The sequence below is a fragment of the Candidatus Thermoplasmatota archaeon genome (assembly GCA_038884455.1).
Taxonomy (GTDB): Archaea; Thermoplasmatota; E2; order DHVEG-1; family DHVEG-1; genus JAWABU01.
The window spans coordinates 13,273-37,013 of the sequence record JAWABU010000005.1 but is presented as its reverse complement, the minus strand read 5'-3'; the positions used below and the strand labels follow the sequence as shown (position 1 = coordinate 37,013).

At 40.4% G+C, this 23,741-nt stretch carries 21 protein-coding genes; 9 read left to right on the top strand and 12 right to left on the bottom strand.

The features are described 5' to 3' along the window. The first annotated feature begins 17 nt into the window (after nucleotides 1-17). Genes QXL17_01720 through QXL17_01710 form a run of 3 tightly spaced genes read left to right on the top strand, consistent with a single transcriptional unit; the run spans nucleotide 18 to nucleotide 2,328 of the window. Nucleotides 18-878 carry a fumarate hydratase gene (locus tag QXL17_01720; protein MEM4257854.1) on the top strand — a complete coding sequence of 287 codons (861 nt, stop codon included), beginning with the start codon at nucleotides 18-20 and terminating at the stop codon, nucleotides 876-878. A gap of 1 nt (nucleotide 879) precedes the next feature. Continuing rightward, a complete protein-coding gene (locus tag QXL17_01715) occupies nucleotides 880-1,425 on the top strand; it encodes a FumA C-terminus/TtdB family hydratase beta subunit (protein MEM4257853.1) in 546 nt (181 codons plus the stop codon). Between the two features lie 9 nt (nucleotides 1,426-1,434). Next, nucleotides 1,435-2,328, top strand: coding sequence for a UbiA family prenyltransferase (locus QXL17_01710; GenBank protein MEM4257852.1), 894 nt, complete (start codon nucleotides 1,435-1,437; stop codon nucleotides 2,326-2,328). A 134-nt stretch (nucleotides 2,329-2,462) separates the two neighbouring features. Here the strand turns inward: QXL17_01710 and QXL17_01705 are convergent, their stop codons facing one another. From QXL17_01705 to QXL17_01655, 11 genes are all read right to left on the bottom strand, one after another. Beyond that, nucleotides 2,463-2,975 (bottom strand): hypothetical protein, encoded by a 513-nt coding sequence (locus tag QXL17_01705; protein ID MEM4257851.1) that lies wholly within the window; start codon nucleotides 2,973-2,975, stop codon nucleotides 2,463-2,465. Then, nucleotides 2,975-3,181, bottom strand: coding sequence for a hypothetical protein (locus QXL17_01700; GenBank protein ID MEM4257850.1), 207 nt, complete (start codon nucleotides 3,179-3,181; stop codon nucleotides 2,975-2,977). The genes QXL17_01705 and QXL17_01700 overlap by 1 nt, the downstream gene beginning before the upstream one ends. A 236-nt stretch (nucleotides 3,182-3,417) precedes the next feature. Continuing rightward, nucleotides 3,418-3,891: a hydrogenase maturation protease gene (locus QXL17_01695; protein MEM4257849.1), complete on the bottom strand. Its 474-nt coding sequence runs from the start codon at nucleotides 3,889-3,891 to the stop codon at nucleotides 3,418-3,420. 20 nt (nucleotides 3,892-3,911) lie between these two features. Further along, entirely contained in the window at nucleotides 3,912-5,216 is a 1,305-nt protein-coding gene (locus QXL17_01690; protein ID MEM4257848.1) for a Ni/Fe hydrogenase subunit alpha, read from the bottom strand. After that, the gene (locus QXL17_01685) at nucleotides 5,213-5,974 is read right to left on the bottom strand and encodes a hypothetical protein (GenBank protein MEM4257847.1); all 762 of its coding nucleotides are present in this window, start codon (nucleotides 5,972-5,974) and stop codon (nucleotides 5,213-5,215) included. Before QXL17_01685 ends, QXL17_01690 begins: the two co-directional genes overlap by 4 nt. Then, nucleotides 5,971-7,908, bottom strand: coding sequence for a 4Fe-4S dicluster domain-containing protein (locus tag QXL17_01680; GenBank protein MEM4257846.1), 1,938 nt, complete (start codon nucleotides 7,906-7,908; stop codon nucleotides 5,971-5,973). Before QXL17_01680 ends, QXL17_01685 begins: the two co-directional genes overlap by 4 nt. A 128-nt stretch (nucleotides 7,909-8,036) precedes the next feature. Beyond that, a complete protein-coding gene (locus QXL17_01675; GenBank protein ID MEM4257845.1) occupies nucleotides 8,037-9,383 on the bottom strand; it encodes an NADP-dependent malic enzyme in 1,347 nt (448 codons plus the stop codon). A 78-nt stretch (nucleotides 9,384-9,461) separates the two neighbouring features. After that, nucleotides 9,462-9,875 (bottom strand): hydrogenase iron-sulfur subunit, encoded by a 414-nt coding sequence (locus QXL17_01670; GenBank protein MEM4257844.1) that lies wholly within the window; start codon nucleotides 9,873-9,875, stop codon nucleotides 9,462-9,464. Further along, on the bottom strand, nucleotides 9,875-10,363 hold the full coding sequence (locus QXL17_01665; protein MEM4257843.1) for a hydrogenase maturation protease: 489 nt from the start codon (nucleotides 10,361-10,363) through the stop codon (nucleotides 9,875-9,877). The genes QXL17_01670 and QXL17_01665 overlap by 1 nt, the downstream gene beginning before the upstream one ends. 16 nt (nucleotides 10,364-10,379) lie before the next feature. Further along, nucleotides 10,380-11,837 carry a Ni/Fe hydrogenase subunit alpha gene (locus QXL17_01660; GenBank protein ID MEM4257842.1) on the bottom strand — a complete coding sequence of 486 codons (1,458 nt, stop codon included), beginning with the start codon at nucleotides 11,835-11,837 and terminating at the stop codon, nucleotides 10,380-10,382. Continuing rightward, entirely contained in the window at nucleotides 11,834-12,841 is a 1,008-nt protein-coding gene (locus QXL17_01655) for an oxidoreductase (GenBank protein ID MEM4257841.1), read from the bottom strand. The genes QXL17_01660 and QXL17_01655 overlap by 4 nt, the downstream gene beginning before the upstream one ends. Nucleotides 12,842-13,065: 224 nt before the next feature. Between QXL17_01655 and QXL17_01650 the strand changes: the two genes are divergently transcribed. From QXL17_01650 to QXL17_01630, 5 genes are all read left to right on the top strand, one after another. Next, nucleotides 13,066-14,892: a DUF362 domain-containing protein gene (locus tag QXL17_01650; GenBank protein MEM4257840.1), complete on the top strand. Its 1,827-nt coding sequence runs from the start codon at nucleotides 13,066-13,068 to the stop codon at nucleotides 14,890-14,892. Nucleotides 14,893-14,936: 44 nt separating this feature from the next. Further along, nucleotides 14,937-15,602 (top strand): endonuclease III, encoded by a 666-nt coding sequence (nth, locus tag QXL17_01645; GenBank protein ID MEM4257839.1) that lies wholly within the window; start codon nucleotides 14,937-14,939, stop codon nucleotides 15,600-15,602. 130 nt (nucleotides 15,603-15,732) lie between these two features. Beyond that, nucleotides 15,733-16,083, top strand: a complete 351-nt coding sequence (locus tag QXL17_01640; protein ID MEM4257838.1) for an archaellum operon transcriptional activator EarA family protein — start codon at nucleotides 15,733-15,735, stop codon at nucleotides 16,081-16,083. A 178-nt stretch (nucleotides 16,084-16,261) separates the two neighbouring features. Next, entirely contained in the window at nucleotides 16,262-17,329 is a 1,068-nt protein-coding gene (locus QXL17_01635) for a formate--phosphoribosylaminoimidazolecarboxamide ligase (protein MEM4257837.1), read from the top strand. Between the two features lie 12 nt (nucleotides 17,330-17,341). After that, the gene (locus tag QXL17_01630) at nucleotides 17,342-18,046 is read left to right on the top strand and encodes a 16S rRNA methyltransferase (protein MEM4257836.1); all 705 of its coding nucleotides are present in this window, start codon (nucleotides 17,342-17,344) and stop codon (nucleotides 18,044-18,046) included. A gap of 31 nt (nucleotides 18,047-18,077) precedes the next feature. Here QXL17_01630 and QXL17_01625 read toward each other — a convergent pair whose 3' ends face one another. Next, the gene (locus QXL17_01625; protein MEM4257835.1) at nucleotides 18,078-21,980 is read right to left on the bottom strand and encodes a DUF2341 domain-containing protein; all 3,903 of its coding nucleotides are present in this window, start codon (nucleotides 21,978-21,980) and stop codon (nucleotides 18,078-18,080) included. Between the two features lie 136 nt (nucleotides 21,981-22,116). Here QXL17_01625 and QXL17_01620 point away from each other — a divergent pair, with 136 nt between their 5' ends. Beyond that, nucleotides 22,117-23,697 carry a cation:proton antiporter gene (locus tag QXL17_01620; GenBank protein ID MEM4257834.1) on the top strand — a complete coding sequence of 527 codons (1,581 nt, stop codon included), beginning with the start codon at nucleotides 22,117-22,119 and terminating at the stop codon, nucleotides 23,695-23,697. Nucleotides 23,698-23,741: the final 44 nt, after the last annotated feature.

Here is a 23,741-nt window from a genome sequence, read left to right as displayed (position 1 = left end):
TAACCCTACCTGTAGGCATGTCCGAAAAAACAGTTGAGGAAGGGATCATACAGCTGATTAAAAAAGCAGAAACCGAACTGCCAAATGATGTTACCATCGCATTACAGCACGCACTTACCAAAGAACATGGTGTTGCAAAACTCCAGATTAAAACGATGCTGAAAGCAGTCGAAACTGCTCAAAAAACCAAAGTACCTCTTTGTCAAGACACCGGCATTCTTACTTTTTTTGTGAAGATTGGTCAAAATTTTCCATATTCGCCGCAGATCAAAACATGGATCCAACAAGCAGTTATCAGAGCAACTACTGAAATTCCAATCCGTCCGAATGCTGTTGATCCTATTTCACGAAAAAATACCTGCTTAAATACCGCGGATCTGAGTCCACACCTCATCTATGAGTATACCTCTGGTTCGCATGCAACCATTACTGCTTTTCCAAAAGGAAGCGGGAGTGAAAACATGAGTAAACTTTGGATGCTTGCACCGTCAACACAGTTTGATAGAATCGAACAGCTGATCGTTGATGCAGTGCGAGAAGCTGGTGGAAAACCATGTCCACCAACAATACTTGGCATCGGTATTGGCGGGAGTGCAGATCAATGTCTTCAACTAGCAAAATATGCACTGCTCAGACCACTAGGTGCTCCACATCCAGATAAGATACTTGCGCAGAGAGAACAAAAAATAATACGCCAGTGCAATCAGACAGGTATAGGTCCTATGGGTCTTGGTGGAAAAACAACAGTGCTTGCTGCACATATTGAAACTGCACCGTGTCATCCCGCAAGTATGCCTGTTGGACTTATTATGCAATGTTGGGCGAATCGTCATGCTACCATGATCATCAATGCAGATCTATCCTGGGAGATACTTTAACATGGAATATTATTGTACGTTACCTTTAAAAAAGGATCTACGAAAAAAAATTCGCGTCGGCGATATCTTATACGTCACAGGAATACTTTGTACTGCTCGTGACCAGGCACATAAAAAACTCCTCAACAGAAGAAAAGCATCTTTTATAACAGCAGATATGGCACTATATCACTGTGGGCCGCTGATGAAAAAAGAACACGATCGGTGGGTTGTTCTTTCTGCAGGGCCAACAACAAGCAGCAGGATGGAGGAGTACGAAGCAGCAATTCTCAAACGATACGGTTTTAGTTGCATTATCGGCAAAGGTGGCATGGGGGAGAAAACGCAGGAAGCATTACAAGCAAACTCCAGTATTTATGCTTCATATACGGGTGGTGCAGGAGTTCTTGCTGCTAAGGCCATACAAGAAGTTAAAAATGTGTATTGGTTAGAAGAACTTGGTATGGTTGAAGCAGTTTGGATTTTTGATGTTTGCGAATTTGGACCCTTGATAGTTGCGTTGGATGCCCATGGAAGATCTCTGTATAGACATGAAAGCAATCGATAGGAAAAAATCATGAAAAATTCAGTGAAAGCATATATTGATCTCACCAGATTTCAGTTTGGTTTTGCTTGGCCGATTTTATTCTGTTCTGGTTTTTTTCTTGGATGTGCACAGTATCGTTGTTTTGATTGGGTTACCCTACTCAAAGCAGTAATTATTGGACTCTGTGGTTTTGAAGCTGGTTTGGTACTCAATGATTATGTTGATCGACATCTTGATCAAAAGGACATTGATCCGACGTTAACCAGATACTGGCGCGTGTTTAAAAAACGACCAGTTGGAGAAGGACTTCTCCATCCGAATCAGGCGCTCGGTCTTTTTTTTATTCTGGTAGCACTCACGTTGCTTGTCATTGCAACCCTTCCCCATCCACATTCGTTGTATCTTGTACTAATAACTGCGTATTGTTATAGTGTTGAATATTTTTACCAGATACATAAACGAAAACAGAAATATCCGATCGTACAGCTTATCGGTCGAACTGATTTTGCCTTGTTTCCTGTTGCGGGGTATCTTATGGTTGGCCATCCTGATATAACTGCTTTGTTGTATTTTTTGTTTTTTTATCCCTTTTCCTTAGCACATCTTGCAGTCAATGATATGGTTGACGAGCTTAACGACCAAGCGCGGAGGATGCAATCAATTACTATTCTATATGGTTTTACCGGAAGTATGATCTGGATAACTTTTTTTACGATTATTCATTATGCTATGGCAGCGATTTTTGTTCTCCGTCAGGGAATTATTGCATTGATTGGTTTTGCAATTGGTTTTATAGTACTAGGAATTGCAAATGTCGGTATCATCAGAAGGCAAACCCGGCAGGCAGCATTAAAGGCGTTGCCCTTCTTTCATAGTACGATGCTGATTTATTCGGTTTCACTGATTTTAGATGTGGTATATTAAACAAAAGGGTGCAATTTTTTGATAGCAATGGATTGTTGGTTTCCTTTTTTATTCTGTTCAGTAGTATACATAGTCAAAACGTAGTTCAATAAAAAGACAGAATGAAAATCATGGAAAAACGATAAAAAATTCTTTTATGAAAAATAAAGAAGATCACTTGCTAAATTGTAATACGACCGAATATCTTTTGCTGTTCGATCAAAACGGATGAAACAGATATTTTTGTTAAAAGAAATGGTACAGATGTTTATCATTTGACCAACCACTATCTGTTTGATGTTCCCAAGATGCTTTTCAAGTAATGGATATAGTTTCAGACTAAATGCTATAATCTGTTCTGTATTGGCATTGGTTTCAGTGAGGAGAAGGTAGTTTGAATCAAATTCTTCATGGTTTGTTTTCACAACTGTTTGGTGTTGAGATTGCGCAAATAAATTTTCAAACCATCCTCCATATTTTGTTATTTTTTTGTAAATTGAAAATTGGTGCGGGATATCTGTTTTTAAGGGGAGTGCAAAGATTCTTTCAGTAACATGTTTCGGTTGGTTTGAGCTGTGAGGATGACTATGGTAATGGTGGTGATGATGACTATGGTAATGGTGGTGATGATGACTATGGTAATGGTGGTGGTGACGATGCGATGGCATTAATACATTCCTCCCTGTCGACTCCAATATTGCACATCAAAAAGAGTTATCTTTCCACGTGACGTGTCTCGAGCATAGATGTTTTTATAGTTATCAATTCGATTATCGGGCGACATACCCGTAATAATTTCTGTAAGAGCAACCCCGATAGTATCCTCAATTGTTTGTTGTGGTTGGAATCCTTGTTCAAGTATGAACTCCTCCATTGCTTTTTCGCGCTTCGTTTTGCCAAAAAACTACTCAATACTATGAGTATACAAAACAAAACGATTAATACGAATGGAACAACAAAAAACAGCATTGATGTTTTATCAGGATATATAACTAGCCATACGAATGCTGCGATAAACAAAATCGCTGCAAACAATCCTAAACTATTTCTAGCTTCCATCGGATCTCCTCAAAATGATATATCGCAGAAGGTTAAAATAACTATTGTTTTTTAGTACATCGCCGTGAAACTTTTTATTTCTTTTTTCAACTCATTGACAAGCATCTCAACTCGCTCAGTTACCTCTGGAGAAAGACCTTGTCCGCATGACACATCTTTTGGTTGTACACCAAAAATTCGAAAAGAGTTTGGTAATTCGTTGAACTGTTTTGCGAGTTCAATAACCTGGGTTAGATTTATTTCATGGGCAGATATCGGGGAAAAATCGATGTTTTGTATTTCTTTTTCAGTAAAAATACGATATGTTCCAGGTTGTGCGTTATGCAGTACTGCATCGATGACGAGTACGTGGTTAAAACGAGCAAGGATGTGAAAGAGTTTTACACCCCCGGTCCCACCATCAATAAGCTCAATATGTTGTGGCAATGTTTTCCTTTGATCTTTGAGTTTTTCAAGTAGAACAATGCCGATGCCATCATCTCGTCGTAATGGATTTCCGATACCAATGACGCCTAGCTTCTTCATACAACGTTTTCATTCTTTTTCTATTTAAAGGTTACATCAAGATAATGGGTGCTGCAAGAGATACAAGGATCATAGGCTCGAACGAGCATCTCAAGAATGAGTTCTATTTCTTTAGGCGTCTTATTAATGATCTCTGGAACAAGTTTTTCCATATCCTGTTGAATGTTTGCATGGTTCTGATTGGTGGGAATAATACAGTTTGCTTTGATGCAGTATCCTTTTGAATTCAACGTGTAATCATGGATCAGAAGACCCCGAGGTACTTCAACAAGACCGACACCGCGTCCTGATTTGACGACAACCTTGGTTGGTTTTTCTTCTTTGATTCCTCGATCTAGTAACGTATCAATGAGCTGAATTGAATCATCGATGCTATGGGCAAATTCTACAAGTTGTGCAATGGTATTCATAAAAGGGTTGTAGTTAATTGGTTTGAGGTTAAACATTTTTGCAACATCTTGTGCCCAAGGGTGTAATTGTTTGCTGTTGAGATTAAACCGGGCGAGAGCACCAACCATATAGGACGCTCGGTTGTGCTTTGTGTATTTCGCGGTTGATTGAGGAACCACATATTCATTGGTTAACAGCTGATAGTTATGATATTCATGGAATCGACCGGTATCAGTCGAGTTGAGCACACCCTCATATAATGCGTATTCATCATCAGAACTCAATGCAATATATTCGGTTTCTCTAGTGAATTGTGGTATCGCATCAGCAACACTTAAAAGTATTTTTGCAACATCATGAACAACGGGTTTACTTTCTTTAAGTCTTTTTTGAAGTGTGAGGAGTTGTTTTTTTGTCGGAACCATGGAGAAACCGCCGACAACAAGTCGTATCGGATGAATGGTTCGACCGCAGATCAGATCAGACATTTCATTGGCAAGCCGATGGAGTTTTACTATTTTTAGAACTGTTTCCTTATGTTTTGATGCAAGCAGTGGAAATACACTACCAACACCAAGAAAATCAGGAGCAGCAAGATATCCAATGTGAAGGATATGACTTTGCATGTTTTCTGCATGGATTGCAAGTCTTCGTAACAGCTGGGTTTGTTCTGAGATGCTCACATTTAAAGCATCCTCAGTTGCTTTCAAAGATGCAAGAGAATGACCAATGGAACATATCCCGCAGATACGAGAGGTTATCGCTCTGAGTTCGTTGTACTGCTGGCCTCGGAGCATTGCTTCAAAGAATCGCGGTGCTTCAACTACAGACCATTGGATTTTTTCTATAGTTCCGTTTTTCACATCAAGTGTGATATTTCCATGGCCTTCAACACGGGTGAGATGTTCAACATGAACCGAGAAATCTTTCGTCATTGGGCACCACACTCCGCTCGACCATAGTTATACATCGTACATCTTCTTCTAATATCCTCATAGGAGAGGTTGTACCGTTCAAGGACTTCCCAGACACATTCAGTTTCAGCTTTTTTCACAAGACCACGGCATCCTTCGCAGGGACTGCCATTGGTTGGACAGATTGCTTTGCATCCTGCACGTGTAATTGGACCAAGACAGTACATACCCCGTTCGAACAAGCAGACATTTTCATTTTTCTTGCATTCAACACACACAGGATATGTTGGTATTTCTGGTTTTTTACCGAGAGCAAGTGCAGTAATTACATGTTTGAATTCATCTCGATCAATAGGACATCCATGGATGTAATAATCAACTGGGACAACCTCATTGACTGCTTTAGTTTTATTGACGTTGAATAGTTCGTTTCCTTTTACCTTAGCATTGCCATAGACATCTTTCATGACTTCTTCAGGCATCCATTGATTCCTGATTTTATTAACACCACCGATCGTTGCACAGGCACCAAGAGCAACAAGGATTTTTGCTTTACTCCGAATGTATTTTAATCGTTTTTCATCCATCGGTCGCATGATTGAACCTTCAACAATAGCAATATCATACTCATCTGAATGTTCTTTCATCACTTCTCGGAAGGATACAATATCAACGATTTCTAACAAATCAAGGATTTCTTCTTCAAGATTTGCAATCTGTAGTTCGCATCCCTCACAATCTGCAAAATCAAAAACAGCGACACGAGGTTTTGTACTCATTCAAACGCCTCCGGCAGTCTTTTAATTTGATTATAATTGAACACAGGTCCTTCCTTACAAGTGTAAATACCATTGATCTGGCAATGTCCACATTTTCCAACACCACATTTCATCCGTCGTTCAAGTGAAACCCAGATATTCTGATCAGGGATACCTAATGTTTGCAGACATTTGATAACAAATTTATACATCACTGGTGGACCAATAACCACAGCAATTGTATTCTTTGCATCAAGTTTATCTGCCCGGATTTTTGGAAACAGCGTTGTTATAAGACCAATGCATCCGCCCCAGCATTCGTTAGGTTCACAGCGGTCAACAGTCAACTCACATTGCATGTTGTCAACTTTTTTCCATACTTCAACATCATTCATAAACACGATTTCCTTCGGACGTTTTGCTCCATACAAAATAATCAGATCTTTGTATTTCTTCCGATGTTTTGGATCGGTAACATAGTTAATCAAGGAGCGCATCGGAACCATCCCAGTTCCACCTGAAACAAATAACATGTTTTTTCCTTCAAAGAGTTCCATATTAAAACCATTACCAAGCGGCCCGCGAATACCTACTTTATCACCAGGCTGTAAGCTGACAAGCTTTGAAGTAACATTACCGATTTTGCGAACCATGATTTCAAACACTGGTTTATCTGATGGCGGAGATGAGATGCCAAAGGGAGCCTCACCGTACCCCATAACCGATACCTCAACAAACTGTCCTGGTTTGTGACCAAGTGGTTTTTTATCATCAAGTTCAAGTTCAAACAACGTGTCAAGCTCATTACATTGGGCAACTTTTTTGATGGTCGCACTGCGAGGGATATGGATGATACCTTTCTCACCGACCTCAGTTTTTTCTTTGATGAAGAAACAACTAGTTTCTTTTTCTGATGGCAGCTTTTCAAGATCATTAAAGAGTTTACAAGGATCAGCGATATCAGGAAGACATGCAATGCCGCATCGACCGCAACCAACACAAGCTATAAACCCATATCGTTCTGGAAGATAGTTTCCTTTTCTGAAGAACCGGTGACGATACCTAGCTTTAATCTCCTCCCGGAATATCTCACCACTACCGACTTTAGTAAAATCACGAAGCATGCACCCATCCCACGTTCGAATCCGTTTCCCATCTTTCAGATTTAAACTTACATCTTCTCGAACATCGTAACAATAACAGGTTGGGCAGACCATGGTGCATGAGCTACATTCAACACATTTACTCGACTTTTCCTCCCAAATTACATGATGGTAATTTGCTACAAGAACCGACGACCATTTCTTTTTATCAAGCCGTAGTTTCTGTGTATATTTCGTTGGCAGTTCCCTGCGTATTTTTTCTATGGTTTTCAACTCTTGTGATGTTGCTTTAGTTCCTTTTGCGTATCGTTCAAAGAGTGCCTTTCCTTTATCAGACCCGATGGTTACCGCATATGTTTCTGTGCTGATATGGGTAAGCATGAGGTCAAAACCATCGTTTACCGTATGGGTGTTCATACTCCCTGCAAAGGAACGATCTGATACTGTTTCGATATCTGAACCGATAATGAGTGTATTGTCTCGTCGTTTTTTGTAAAAATCATCTTTTTGATCATCAAGATACACAAGGTCTGACTGTTGGAGAGCAATAATATCATAGGGATGGATGCCGATGATAATCCGTGGTTTATCATTGGATGCTGGTGTGACATCAAAGGGTTTTTCCAGCGAAAACGTCATCAGTGATTCATACTGAGGAAGGAAATATTTTTTTGGTGGAAGAATTGTCACATCATGATCAAGTCTGAGATCTGTAGCATTTTCCAGAGGGGCAAACCAAAATCGTTCCCCTTTTGCCTGAACGCCAACAACCTCATAGGTTTGATCAGCAATCAATTTGTTGACGAACGAATCTAACTCCTTTTTTGAAACGATATAAACAGGTTTCTCCATGAGCAGTCACCTTGTTTTTCTCGGAAGAAATATCAATTAATGTACTCATCCCCGAGAGTGTCTAACCCCCTGAACAACTTGTATCATATAAGGGTTATGTTGGCGGTTGAGGCAGGAGAAAACAGCAGTTATGGTGGGTTTGCAATAAAACCATGCCGCATGAGTGACTGGGTTTCATCCCGTGCTTTTTTAATGATACTCATCGCATGATCATAGAGTTCCTGTCGTGATGGCTTCACCCGAGCGATACCTTGTTCAATTGCTTTTAACCCGACAGCAACAGCTTCCCGTGGAAACACCTCCCATGAATCCATGGTTGGCACAATATAGGTTTCTGATAAACCTTGATCTTCTGCAGTTTTTGCAAGTTCTTTTGCTGCAGCAATACACATCTCATCGGTAATTGTTTTTGCTCGAACGTCAAGAGTTCCACGGAAAATGCCAGGAAAACCAAGTGAATTATTGATTTGATTTGGAAAATCAGATCTGCCGGTTGCGATAATCCGTGCACCTGCTGCTTGTGCCTCCCAAGGCCAGATTTCTGGAACTGGATTTGCCGTTGCAAAAACAATAGCGTCATCAGCCATGGATTTAATCCATTCTTTTTTAATCGTTCCAGGTCCTGGTTTACTTGCAGCGATACAGATATCTGAATTTTTAAATGCTTGTGCCATCCCTCCAGTTCGACCAAGCCCATTTGATTTTAGACATATCTTCCATTTTTCAGGATTTTCATGTTTTTCTTTTTCAAGATCTTTTCGAGAGGGATGCAGGATACCTTTGCTGTCAACCATGATGATGTTTTTTTGTTTCACTCCTGTTGCAACTAAAATACGGGCTATCGCTATGTTTGCTGCACCAGCTCCAATCATACAAACCTGTGCTGTGCCAAGTTTTTTTCCGACAAGCTTCAACGCATTGAGAGCACCAGCGACGACAATAGTTGCCGTTCCCTGCTGATCATCATGCCACACAGGTATGTCCATTTCTTTTCGTAACCGGTCGAGGATGTAGAAACATTTTGGCTTTTCGATATCTTCAAGATTGATGCCGCCAAAACTAGGTTTAAGCCATTTAACTATCTGGATGATCTCCTCTGGATCTTTGGTGTCAAGACAAAGAGGATATGCATCAACTCCTCCAAGATATTTGAAGAGCAGTGATTTTCCCTCCATAACTGGCAGTCCTGCTTCCGGTCCGATATCACCAAGGCCAAGAACTCGTGTTCCATCGCTGACCACTGCAATGGTGTTCCATTTGTTGGTAAGTTCATAGACCTTTGATGGATTTTTTTTAATTGCTTTACAGGGTGCCGCAACACCAGGGGTATACCAAATAGCAAAATCATTGAAATCACGGATACAGCATTTTGGAATAACTTCAATTTTTCCTTTATAAAAAGGATGCAGCAGCATTGCATCTTTTCCAGGTTTATTGGCTTTATCAAGAAGTTGTTGGACATTTGTGTTTTCCATAATTTTTCTCCCCATAACATCCTACTCTACGAAGGTATAAAGGTATATCTGTTCTCTATTTATTAGTGTTCCATCAGATTATCGTTCTTTTAATGGGGTTGGCCCAAGCTTTTTAAGTTCAGCGACAAAATCAGCAACTACTGACGCAAATTTTTTTCCTTCTGACGCTGAAATATATTCGAATCGAACGCGCTCATGTTCTAGACCCATATCAGTAAGTAGTTTTTTTAATAGTTTAATACGTCGATTCGTCTTGTAATTTCCACTTTGATAATGACAATCACCAGGATGACATCCTGCAACCAATACTCCATCTGCTCCTTTGCTAAGTGCTTCAAGAATGAAAACAGGGTCAACACGACCTGAACACATCACTCTGATTGACTTCAGATTCGGTGGATATTTCATCCTGCTAGTTCCTGCAAGATCTGCCCCAGCATAGCTACACCAGTTGCAGAGAAAACCAACAATGCTTGGTTCAAATTCAGTCATCAGGTATCGCTCTCCTTAAGGTTTTTTTTATGATGTTGAAGAAGACTGAGTGTGAGTTCTACTGCTTTGGGAACTGCTGCTGCTATCGGTGGGCTGAGGACATCGGTAAAAACACGTGGTGCTCTTTGAAGGCTGATTCCAATGATAGTGATGGTTTTTGGAAGGTTTTGCTGACCGAGCTGCTGTGCTAAACGGAGTGCTTCAGGGAGACTTACATCATGAGGATTGTAGGTATGCGTCGTTGGTAACTCTGAAATATCATACTGCTGCACGGTTCCTGGTTGAAGATCTGGTTTTTTCATCGTGTCGATGAGTATTGCTTGGTCGTAACCGATGATCATGTCAAGTAGGTTCATTCCACCAGTAGACGCAGTTTCAATGATGATCTCTTGATTGTTGAGATGCTTTTTCAACTCATCTACAACATGAATACCTGCTCCATCATCGCCAAGAATTGGATTCCCAATACCGACAATAATTGTTTTCATAGGCTTGTTTTCCTTTTTAATTTCGTATGATGGTTGTGCAGATTTTGTTCTCATACGTATAGATAGTTATATGAAGAGGCATATTCCCTGGCAACGTATGAGTTGCGCACCCAAAGCATGGATCATAAGCTCGAAACGCCATCTCAATCTTATTGAGTATGCCATCATTGATTACTCCTTTTTTGATAACACTACGAGCCGCATCACGAATTGACATGGTAATCGCACCAGCATTATTCGTCGTTGCCACAATCATATTTGCTGAATCAATGAGCCCCTGCTTGGTAAGTTTATAGTGATGGATTAACGTTCCTCGTGCCGCCTCAACAACACCGATTCCTTCGCCAGGTTCACCAATCGGGTTTCGCACTTTTGTTGAGGTAATATCCGGGTCATTAATGATCTCTTCTGCCCGTTCTGATGCATAGAGGAGTTCAATAAGTCGCGCCCAGTGATACGCCAATGTCGAGTTGACTGGTTTACTCCCAAGTGTTTCATACATCTTTTGATACTCCTTCTGTGCACGAGGAGTTGCCATCCCGTCTGCTACGTTAAGTCTTCCAAGCGGGCCGACTCGGTAAATACCACTGTCTTTACCTGCGGTAAGTCCTTTCCATCCGACTTTTTTCAGATAGGGATATTTCATATAGGTCCAGTCAACAACTTGTTCATCGATATGATTGGTGTATTCATGTGCATTGAATTTTAAAAACTCTTTTCCCTGCTGATCGGTTACGCGAATCATGCCATCATAAAAATTAACCTTGTTTTTTTGATCGACAAGACCCATATTATAGGTTGGTAGCTGATACGGATCACTTCTGATAAGGTTCACGTAGTCTTTATTTTTGAGGACGATGTCATGAAATAATGTAAGACTATATTCTGCAAAACGAACACAGGATTTCGCCTTGTTTTTTATTTCTGTTACTTCATCTCTAGTTAATGCTTTGGATACACCACCAGGTAGTCCGCAGACAGGATGGGTTGCTTTACCACCAAGAATTCCAGTAATCTGTTGGCCATATGCTCGATGTTGAATGACTTGTTTTCCAATGTCAAGCCCAGCTTTTTCAATAACACCTAAGATATTTCTCTGTGCTTTTGGTGCATCAGGTCCAACGATGAAATCAGGGCCCCCGAGATAATAAAAATGCAATATATGATCATAGATGAAATACCCGCAGTGCATCAATTCCCGAAGTTTTTTAGCCGTAGACGGTGGTTCAACATGATAGGCAGCATCAAGTGCTTTTGTTGCTGCAAAATGATGGGCGACTGGGCAGACACCACAGATACGTGACGTGATTTGCGGCATGTCTTCTGCTCGTCTCCCTCTGACAAATTGTTCAAAACCACGAAGCTCAGGAATCTGAAGATACGCATTTTCAACATCACCTTGGGCGTTGAGAAAGATACTGATCTTTCCATGGCCTTCAAGTCGTGTTATCGGATCAATGGTGATGGTTCTCATCGGATCACCTTACGTTTCAGTAGTGAAGACGGCAACGTATATTTGTAGAACGTTCCGACAACGTCAACAATTTGATTGATGAGTTGATCTACTTGTTCATCAGTTTGTTTTTCTTCAGTGTCGATACCAAGAATTGAAGCAAGCGCTGAGATCATTTTTGCTCCTTGATCAAGAGCATTGGGTGTTGGTCCACCACATCCTGTACAGGGCATATTTGCCTCAAGACATCGAGCAGCGCAACCGCCTCTTGTTGCTGGCCCAAGACAGATGATTCCTTGCTCAAGTAAGCATTTTTCTTCGATTTTATCCACATCGATAATGCGGACGATTTTACCGATTTTTTTCTCGCTTTTTTCAAACCGACATTCGTCACACACTGATTTTAACGGTGCGAGTACAGCTCCTTTTGGCGGTAGTTTTTTTTCAACAAGTGCGTTAAATGCATTTATAATCAGATCTGGTGTTGGTGGGCAGCCAGGAATATAGTAGTCAACCTCGACAACCTGATCAAGGGTTTTTACAGTATCATAAAACTTAGGAAGCGTTAGAGTTCCTTCAGGTGTTTTTGTTGTTGTTTGCGGCTCTATTTTCTTGTGATTATGTGTCGAAGGGTTATTATGGTAGACTGTGTTGAATATCTCTTTTTTATCTGATAAATTAGCAAGACCCGGAACACCTCCGTGGACTGCGCAGGCGCCAAAAGCAATCAGTGTTTTAGATTTTTTTCTGAGAAGTTCTGCGAGATGCTGCTGTTCTTCGTTTCTAATTGCACCATTAAAGAAACAGACATCGATGTGGTTATCTGGAAATGCCTCGACATCGTTATATTTTGTATCAAGTGCAACCGGCCAGAAAAGGATATCGGCTGCCTCGACAACATCAAGTAGTTGTTCATTGATATCCAGAACCGCGATTTCGCATCCTCCACAACTAGCAGCCCAATAAAAAGCGATTTTGAGTTTATTTGTTCTTTTGTCCGGATGTTTCCGCATTTCTTTACTCATGGACATAACACCATACGACCGTCGATGAAATGATTTTTCTCCATCCTGTCGGCGCCCAAGACACAGGTTTCTTTTACCGGTAGAGAAAAACCTAAGTAGCGTGTGAAACTATGAGTATCTGGCTATAAACAGGGAAACCTTTATATTAGTATTGTTTGTATAAATTACTTGACTTAGGGGGTTTCATAATTTCACATACGCATCAGCATCAAAAAAATATCCTCATGAACTATTTTTACGGTAAAAAAGGAATCTGGTTTCATCTGATCGGCATTGGATGCGTAGCATGGTTTTTAATTCGTGTGGTTCCAAAACCAACACGGTGTCAGTATCCTTGTCAACAGGTTTCTCTTTCGATCGCAGCAAGCTATCTTGCTTTTTGGAGTTTGCTTGTAAGTGGGCTACTGCTGTGGTTTCGATATGTAAAAATAAAAATCGCAGCTGTTGCTCCTGTTGTTCTAGCTAGTAGTGTGATTATCTGCAGTGTTTCTTGCGGCGTATTCGCTGCTGGTTTTTTCTCCCAAAACATGACACAAAAAACAGCGTGGAATCCAGTTCCGAATGAACCACTGGGTGTTGGTCAAGGTCTGCATCCTGGTCGAGTAGTATGGGTGTGGAATCCAGACGCAACCGAAACCCGTCTCACTGGGTATTGGTGGAATCCAGAGAATAATAATCAATCAGCGATTAATACGATGCTATCCTCAGGAATACAACATCTCGCTGGCGAGTCGAACGATGCTGGAGCCTGGGATAGTTTGTTTCGTTTCTTTAACCAAAAACACGATTTTGGCGATGTTGGATATGCACCTGGTGAAAAAATCGCGATCAAAATTAATTTGAATAACTGCTGGGAACCATATCTCAATCCATATCCTCGGAGAGATAATCAACTTGATGCAAGTCCATATGTGGTTGCTGCTCTGCTTCATCAGCTGGTCAACGTGGTCGGTGCCGCTCAAGAAGACATCACCGTGTTTGACGCATCTCGATGTATGGCAAACTGGTTTTATGATCTTGTCGCCCCGCTGTACCCAAATGTTCATTATGTTGATGCTCAAGGAGGAGCACCTGGTCGAAGCAAAGTTATACCAAGTACCGTGAAACTTTTTTTAGCTGATGAAACCCATTTGACCCGGACTCTACCTACCGTAGTTACCGAGGCAAAGTATCTCATCAACATGCCGCTACTAAAACGACACCCAATTAATCAAGGTGTAACTCTTGCTGGAAAAAATTTTTTCGGCTGTTGGATTGAACCAGTTGCTGATGTTCATCCGTATCATACTGCTGCATTTACTCCTGGTCATCCTACACCACAGACCGACCTATTTGCCAGCAATCAGCTCGGTGGAAAAACACTCCTCTATATCGGCGATGGTTTGTATGCAACTAAGAATGATCATCGGACAATTGAAAAATTCATGATGTATCCATTCAACAATGATTGGACGAATAGTTTGTTTTTTTCTCAAGACCCAGTTGCTCTTGATTCAGTGATGTTTGATTTTTTATATGCTGAAGGCACCAATCCTGTTGAAGGATCGCAGAATTATCTGCATCAGTCAGCAGTGCCCCCGCCGAATGTTTATGATCCTGAGGGAGATGGTGTTTTTCTGAATCAGAGCCTTGGTGTCCATGAACATTGGAATACCTCGGTGGATATTTTTTCCACAGAACGTTACGTTGGTCCAGACAATGATGGTATCGAGTTTATCCCGGTGGATCAGAATTCTATGCAGCCCTCTGTTTCGATTATTTACCCGCAGCAGAAATATCTCTATTTCAGAGGGATCGAACGCCGTTCATTTCCATTCACACTCGTGCTTGGACATATTGAACTACGTGCCACAGTTCTCGGTGTAAATACGTACCACGTGGAAAAAGTAGAGTTCTATGTAAATGATCATCATAGGCATACTGATTTTGATATGCCGTATACCTATCTTTGGAACATTCGCCAGTGTTCAAAATGTATTCTTTCGGTGAAAGCGTATCTTGAAGGTGGTAAGACACTTGATGATACTATGGAGATATATCGGATATTGTAACAATGCTTTCATGATTTGTTTGATGTTAGTTAGGTAGATCAGCTATGATTACTGAGAACTATTTTGATCAATTTTTTTCCTTGCTTCGAAAAGAACTTCACACATATACCGATCCTGTTGTTTCTCGTCGGAGAAACAGCTATCCACAAACACCATTCACCGTTCTTATCGCTTGTCTTCTCAGTCTTCGAACAAAAGATGAGGTGACTGATCGTGCAGCAGAAAAACTCCTTCGCAGATATGATACACCAGAAAAAATTCTACGGTTATCAGATCCATATCTTGAATCATTGATTTATCCGGTTGGTTTTTATAAAACGAAAGCGAAACGGATCAAAGAGATCAGTCGTAACATCATAGAAAACTATGCTGGGAGAGTTCCTGATGATTTCGATGAATTGTTAAAACTAAAAGGTGTCGGGCGTAAAACAGCAAACATTGTCATGGTGTATGGTCATAAAAAACACGGCTATCTTCCAATTGATACGCATTGCCATCGTATCCCAAATCGCCTTGGATGGATTCAGACGAAAACACCTGAGGAAACAGAGTATGCCTTAAAAAAAATATTACCTGAAAAATACTGGGATGAATTTAATCATTTTTTTGTAATCTTTGGGCAAAGAATCTGCGTTCCTATTGCACCTTGGTGTAGTAAATGTCCGGTATCGCAGCACTGTAAAAAAAATGGTGTCAAAAACAGACGATAACAGTTACTCCAAAACGAAGAGATGTTTGCGATTGTTGTATTCATGAGCAATTGTGAAAGTTCCTCAACGTCGAAAAGAACCGATTAATTTATAAATATGAAATCGTATTACTTTTTACTACGTGGATGGGATGCAGGATAGAGATGAGTCGACAGTTTCTCCAGAGATGCTTAAACCTTTAGTGATCCGAGCACTTCGGAGAAGTAGTGTCAGAAAGAAGATCACAGAATATCTTTTCGATATCAGTCCGAGTGGTAGTTATACTTCTGAGATTGCATATAATGTAAAAACAACACCGACAAATGTCATTGGAGCGATACGAGGTATGAACCTTCGATATCGAGATGACGAATCACTGATGAGCCTTCATCTTGTTGAACAGATCGACGGGGGAAAAAATAAGGATATTAAATTGTATCGCCTAACTGATTTTGGAAAAGAAATTGTCGAATCGCTTCGGGAAAACAAAAAGCGATTTTAACAGATAAATTGCTGTAGAAATGAACAGTTTGTTAATTTTCTGGAGTGACTAAGGAATCTTTATGTATCTTCTCAGTTCAGTGATACTTCACCGGTTTTTCTAAAATAAAAACAAAATGAGTATAATCGAAACTGATAAAATAACCCTATTTTATATGGTTGCTAGGAGGCACAACCGAATGGCTGATGTTTCAATCAAGGAAATGCTCGCGGATTACGATACAAAGAATCTTGTAATCGCTACAGTTTGTTCCCATTCAAGTCTGCAGATTTTTAACGGGGCAAAAAAAGAAGGATTCAAAACACTTGGGATTTCAGTCGGTGACGTCAAAAAATTTTATGATGCATTTCCATTGGGAAAACCTGATGAGTTTTTCATTGTTGACAAATATTCTGATATTATCAAATATGCTGATGAACTTTTAGAAAAAAATGTTATTGTGATTCCACATGGTTCCTTTGTTGAGTATCTCGGTGCGGAAAAATTCATAAAACTAATGCTTCCTACATTTGGTAATCGTCATGTGCTCATATGGGAATCTGATCGGAAGAAAGAAAAACAATGGCTTGAAGGCGCTGGGATCACAATGCCCCGACAGATCACCGATCCAAAAGAGATTAATAAACCCGTGATTGTAAAGTATCATGGTGCTAAAGGAGGGAAAGGTTTTTTTGTTGCAAAAACTTATGAAGAATTTAAAAAACGCGTTGATACTTCGAAACCGTTTTTCATCCAAGAGTTTGTCATGGGAACTCGATATTATCTGCATTATTTTTATTCACCGATTCAAAACAATGCATATAAACTGAGTAAAGGAAGTTTGCAGCTGCTATCAATGGATCGACGTGATGAAACAACGATTGACGAGGTGCAACGTCTTGGGTCAATTGCCGAGCTTGAAGAAATTGGTATTCATCCAACGTTTGTCGTAACAGGCAATATTCCGATTGTGATGCGGGAGTCATTACTACCAAAGGTTTTCAAAATGGGTGAAGCAGTGGTTGAGAAATCACTTGAATTGTTTGGCGGTGTTATTGGTTCGTTCTGCCTTGAAACTGTAGTAACTGAAGATTTAGAGTTTAAGGTTTTTGAGATATCTGCCCGTATTGTTGCAGGAACCAACCCGTACATTTCTGGTTCACCCTATTCTGATTTAATACAACCTGATTTATCGACTGGTCGGCGGATCGCACAAGAAATCAAATATGCGACACAAAAGAATTTGCTGCATGAAATCTTAAGCTAGTGAAGAGGAGCTATGCTACATCTCTTGATTGCCGAAGCAGCATTGGAACTGGTTCCTGAAGAACTATGGTCTCATCCAGTAGTTGTTGCAACTGCAAGGCGGCGAAACAAGAAGCCATCTGAGATCATTCTTGATTCTAGCTTGCACCATAATGCGATGTGGGCGCTACCTGATGCTGAGCAGCGTGGACGACCTGACATTGTTCATACCTGCTTGTTAGTTGCTTTAGATTCAATTCTTAATAAAAAAAATATGCTCAGAGTGTTAATCCATACACGAAACGATGAGTTGATATCGATTAATCCGAGCACCCGAGTAATTAAAAACTATGATCGTTTTGTTGGACTTATTGAACAACTCTTTGAAAAACAGTGTGTACCTGATGAGCAAAATCCATTACTTACCATAGAAAAAGACTACACAATCCAAAAAATTTTGAAAAGATATCCGGCAGACGTAGTTCTTGGCTTTGACACAGGAAATCATGAGATTCAACTACCTCTAATTTTTAAAGAACTCAAAAAACAAAAAAAACAGGAGTTGGTATGTATCATTGGTGGTTTTCCAAAAGGATCATTTCGTTGTAATCTTCATGATCTAGCTGATACGGTGGTATCACTCTACCAAGAGATGGTTCCTGCATGGACAATTGTGAGTGAAATATTAGTAAATTATGAAAATGTTTTCACACAAAAAAATAGGAACAGCTACCGCTGAATCAAAACAAAATTTAAAGAAACGATTGTTTTTAGAAGAATTTCCATACTTTGACTTCGGAGGTTCTACTATTGTTATTCACATCATAAGCAACTATAGTTATGTAGTAGAAGAAAAAGGATCGTGCCGACCATGTCCAGCGATACGGCGGTGTAGTACTGGTTTGCTGAAGGATACCATCGAGGTAGAATTCAACTCGATCTACACCTGATTCTTGATCAGTAACTTCTACATCAACATCAATAGTTCCAATGATACATGGCACTGGAAATGAGAGTATCTTTTTATTCATGATATAGAGAGCATTTTCCGGTTTTTTGATGGTAATACTTGGAGGATTGGGGTCTCGCAGCGTAGTAAACCGCCAGGTGTCCCCCTCGGTAACTGCACCGTGAATATCTTTACAGAAAATCTTCCAATAATAGGTGGTATTATATGCTACGAGCCCAAGTTGATATGATGATTGGGTAAGGTTGCTTGCAATTTTTTGCATGGGCATGCTCGTACCAAAATACAGATCAAACAGTACGGTATCATCAGGGTTTGGATCATCTGCACTCCAGCTTAGCGTCACCGGAGGGGAAACATTAGTTGCACCATCACTGGGTTGAGGGTTAGTTGGTTTGCTTGGCGGGTAGTTAATAAATGACTCGGTAGTGAAATCCCAAAGAGCGCCTACTGTCGAAAGCTGATGGGAATCCCAAGCGATAACTCTCCAATAATAGACTGTTTCATAGGCGAGTATCCCTGGTGCATACTGAGAGGTAGTACTGTTACTGACTTTTTTCGGCGGAGGATTAACTGATCCAAAATACACATCATACGTAACCGTGTCTGCTTGATTTGGATCACCACCAGTCCAAGAAAGACTGATGGTAATACTTACATTGTCAGCATGATTTGGAGGGTTTGGATCTGAAGGAAGATACGGTGGAAGGTTGAGTTCTTCAACAGTAGTAAAATCCCACAACGGCCCCGTTGTTGAAGCGCCGCGGTTATCCCATGCAACGATTTTCCAATAATAGGTTGTATTATACATGAGGATACCAAGATCATACGTATTGAATGGATGACGGATAACGAGTAACGGTGGAGGATTCGTCGTTCCAAAGTACACATCATACGAAACCGTATCGTAGGGATCGGGATCTCCTCCAGACCAGTTGAGATCTGTGGTGATTGCAACACCTTCAGCATGATGGTTTGGCAGTGGGTTACTCGGTTGGTATGGCGGATTATTTGGAACGTACAACGTGGTAAAATCCCACACAACACTTGATGTAGAACATCCCAGTGCATCCCATGCAACGACTTTCCAATAATATGTCGTCAGGTACTGCAATGTTCCAGGAGTATACGTAGTTCCGGTTTGATTACTTACCTGTTTCGGCGGAGGATTAACTGATCCAAAATATACATCATAAGTCACCGTATCACCAACATCTGGATCTCCGCCAATCCATGATACCACCACATTGACATCAATATCGGTTGCATGATGTAAGGGAAACGGATTGCTTGGTTGATAGGGAGGATAGTTCGTTGTAAAAAACCAAGTATCACCACTTGCTGATGCTTGATGATCATCCCAAGCAACAATCCTCCAGTAATAGGTTGTTCCTTGATTGAGAAGACCAGGAGTATATGTAGTTCCGGTTTGATTACTTACCTGTTTCGGCGGAGGATTAACTGATCCAAAATATACATCATAAGTCACCGTATCACCAACATCTGGATCTCCGCCAATCCATGAGAGAACCGGTGTGAAACCAACGCGTGGCGCACCATTCGAGGGAGAGGGGGCACTAGGAATGTTCGGAGGGCTGTTGATCTGCCAAGTGACATTCCAAGTGTCAAGTGCAGGTGACGTAGATGGTGCTGCTCTCGTCAAGGTCGCTTTCAAACGAATCGACGACGCGGTAAGGCTTTCAAGGGAACCACCAGAGGGAATTGCTTGGATGAGGAGAGACCCTGTAATTCCATCGAGTATATCGTAAGTAATACTTCCTGAAAAAACCGCAGCGAATGATCTCCAGGTATTAAGTTCAGCAGGCTGTATAGGAATCGAGGTGACATGTGCAGTTAGAATAACGGTTTGTTCATCACCAAAAGTATACGTGATGTCTGGTGCGATACGAGTGGTGAGATTGAGTATGTTTCCAAAAATATATTTATATGTCGATGAGAGACGTTTATCCTCCCACCCGACAAAGACTTTAGAGAGATCACCGGCAGTGTTTGCCCAATTTGCAAGACCGCTGCTGGAGCAGATTTGAATCTCACTGGTAATGAGTTCACCATTCGGGCCGATAAGTTTCCCATAGATTTTATTCCCGCTATCATAGGTGACAAGATAGGAGCTGCTCAGAAATGGCTGCACATCAGTTCGAACATACTCACCTGCTGCTATTTGAAAGGTGTTGACGACAAGATTTCCATTCGCATCATAGATCTTCCCCCAGATGTTTCCGTAGTAATCACCAGAACTGATATCACTTTGACTCCATGCAACAAGATACCGTTTCGTGGTTTCAGAAAAACCAACTGCGGGCCAATTATAATCAACCGAGGTTGTCCCATCAGCAACAAGGATATAGTTTCCAATTAAATTCAGATTACTATCAAATAACCCTGCGTAGATATCAAAAGGACCTGATGATGCGTCAACGCCATCTTCCCAAACAATCAGATACCGCCGGGTGATCGGATCAAATGCTGACCATGGTTCAAGCTGGCTGTTTGTTAAACTACAGATTGTCTTCTCACCACCAATTTGAGTACCAGAAGTGTCGTAGAGCTTGGCATACAGGTTATAATCAGTAACACCGTTTCGTGCATCCTGCCAGATAACACAGAATCGATTATTGACACTGTCAAAAGAAACATGGGGGTTCATTTGACGGTTGGTTTGACTGCTGACGATAATTTCTGATCCAATGATGGTTCCCTGAGTACTCACAAGTCGTGCATGAACGTCTTGCGATGAAGGATCAATTGGAGTGGCAAAATAATTGTAAGCAACGAAAAAACGACCTCCACCATAGGCTGCCGACGGGTTTTCATACCGATAGGGACTTCCAGGGTTCTCTTGGATGACAAAGGTGTTGACAACAACGTTTCCCTCAGAATCAAAGATTTTACCTTCGATACCGCGATAGTAGGGGGGTGAGGTTGTTCCTTCATCCCAACAGACGAGATACCGGTTGTTTCCATAGGCGACATCAGCATCTTCTGCACTCTGAGAACTAGGTTGATTTGATATTTGGATGTCATTGGTCCATTTCTTCGACCAGCCTGAGAAAACATTGTTGAAGTTGCTTGCGCTTGTTGCATCAGGTTTTCCATAGAAAAGATACAAGATGCTTTGCCCTGCTGGAAGCGTAATAATTTTAACCCAAACAATAGCAGTAGTTGTATTTTTATATTCAATCCAATACGCAAGCCAGGTCGTCGGGTTTTGTTGATGCTTGAATCTGATATCTCGAAAATCTGGTTGCATATCTGAATCATAAGAGATACTAAGTTTGATGACATGGTTTTGACGTTGGGGTCCAGGGTTGTTCAGAAGGATCGACTTCATTTTTGTGAAGGTCGGATCGGTCCATGCTGGAATTGTGTTTTGCATGGTGACTTTTCCATCTGAAACAATGATATTATCTGTGATCCCTTCACCTGGTGGTGTGAAATCAATTTTTGTGGTATCCTCAAAGGTATCCTCCCAAACGTTTGATCCTATGGTCGATAAACGCGTTTTACTGAAGTGAGAAAAAAGTTTCATGGTCGTTGGTTGAAAGGAATTTCTCACCGCAAGAGTCGAGCTGACAGCTGGACCCGAAATTAAGAAAAAAAACAGAATTGTTACACTTATTTTTGCAATGGTTGTTTTTTTAAGTATTATAACTCCCCCTTGATAATTAACTATGTTACAAGACATATATAAATATTTTTCATAAATATTTTTTATTTTACAGATTTTCATTTTTTGAAGTCTTTGATCTCCTGTTTTTCGTATGCACTCATAAGATTTTATATACCTAGTTTTTATTTATGGTACATCCGGGATGCAAGCTATGTTACTTGAAATAGCGCTGGCGATTATTTGTGCAAAAAGTTTTGGTTTTCTTTTTGAGAAAATCAAACAACCCGGTGTTATCGGAGAAATCATCGGCGGCATTATTCTTGGTCCAAGTTTGCTTGGCTCGCTCTCAGGATCAACCATAACACTTTTCGACACAACATTTATCACATTCACCCTTGACCTCACCTCAGAAGAGTTTAAAGAAATTGCATTTATCGGCGTTGTATTTCTGTTATTTATTGTTGGCCTTGAAACCAATATTTCTGATTTAAAAAAAACAAAAAGATCAGGAATTCTTGCAGGTTTATTTGGTGTAATTATTCCTTTTTGTTTTGGAACAATCGTCGGGCTATTTTTTTCACTAGATCTCCTGCAAAGTATGGCACTTGGAACTATCCTTCTTGCAACATCAGCAACAATAGCTATCCGGATTCTTACAGATATTGATATGTTGTCGACACGGATTGGTTTAACGTTAAATACAGCAATTGTGGTAAATGATATCCTTGCAATGATTATTTTTGCGTTGGTTTTTCGAACAGGAAACTCGTGGGGTTTAGTTGTTCAGATTCTTCTCTTTTTTAGTTGTACGATCTCTCTTGGTGTTATCATTGGTCATTTTCTCAAGAAAACAAAGATTGCTGAAAAAAGCCCTGCCGTCGTTTTAATGTTTGGTTTGATCATTTGTTTTTTGTTTGCAGCATTTGCTGAAAATCTTGGTATCACCGCGATCATCGGTGCTTTTATCGCAGGTCTTTTTATCAGAAAAACACATCGTGAACATCAACTCTGTGAATTTATAAAAACTATCGGGTATGCCTTTTTTATACCACTGTTTTTCGTCTGGGTTGGAGCCACGTTTAATTTTTGGTATTTATTTGAAGCTGCAGATCTAAGTTCATTAATCTTTTTTATTGTTGCTTTTGTAATAACTGGTCTTGTTTCAAATTTTCTTGGAGGATCTGTAGGTGCTCGTCTTGCAGGATTAAACCGTCGTGATTCCATCAGTGTAGGTATTGGTATGATGCCGGTGATGGGTGTTGCATTGATTATCGTAACCACGGGGATTGATAATCATATTTTTGGCGAGCCAAATGGGATCCTTGCAAATCAGATCAAGATATCAACCTTGCTATTAATTATCATTAGTTCTCTTATTAGTCCGTTTCTTTTAAAACGAAGTATTCGGTCACCATTACTTGGGCAGATTGGAAAAACAAAGACAAAACCAGCTATTTATCATCATCCTCATTGTTCTGAGTGTGATTCACCACTTCGATTGATGCCACAGAGTAAACAATGGTACTGTGATCATTGCCAGTTGTTGGTTCAAGCTTCATCATCAAAATCAACACAGAAACAATCTGCGAAAAAATCACGGATTGATACATATGTCCAGTATATTATCGGTGTAGCTACGATCATGATTTGTGGCATTGCTCTTCAAAATATGGAATCATCCTCTATTGTTGAGAAGATTTTTTCCTTAGTTGGTATTCTTCTTGGGACAATGCTTGGTTTTCTAACAGTGAATCATTTGTTCCTACGAAATAAATATCAAAAAATCCAGTAGGCAACAGCAGGATCTTTCAAGATATTTATTCATGCAGGAAAAAA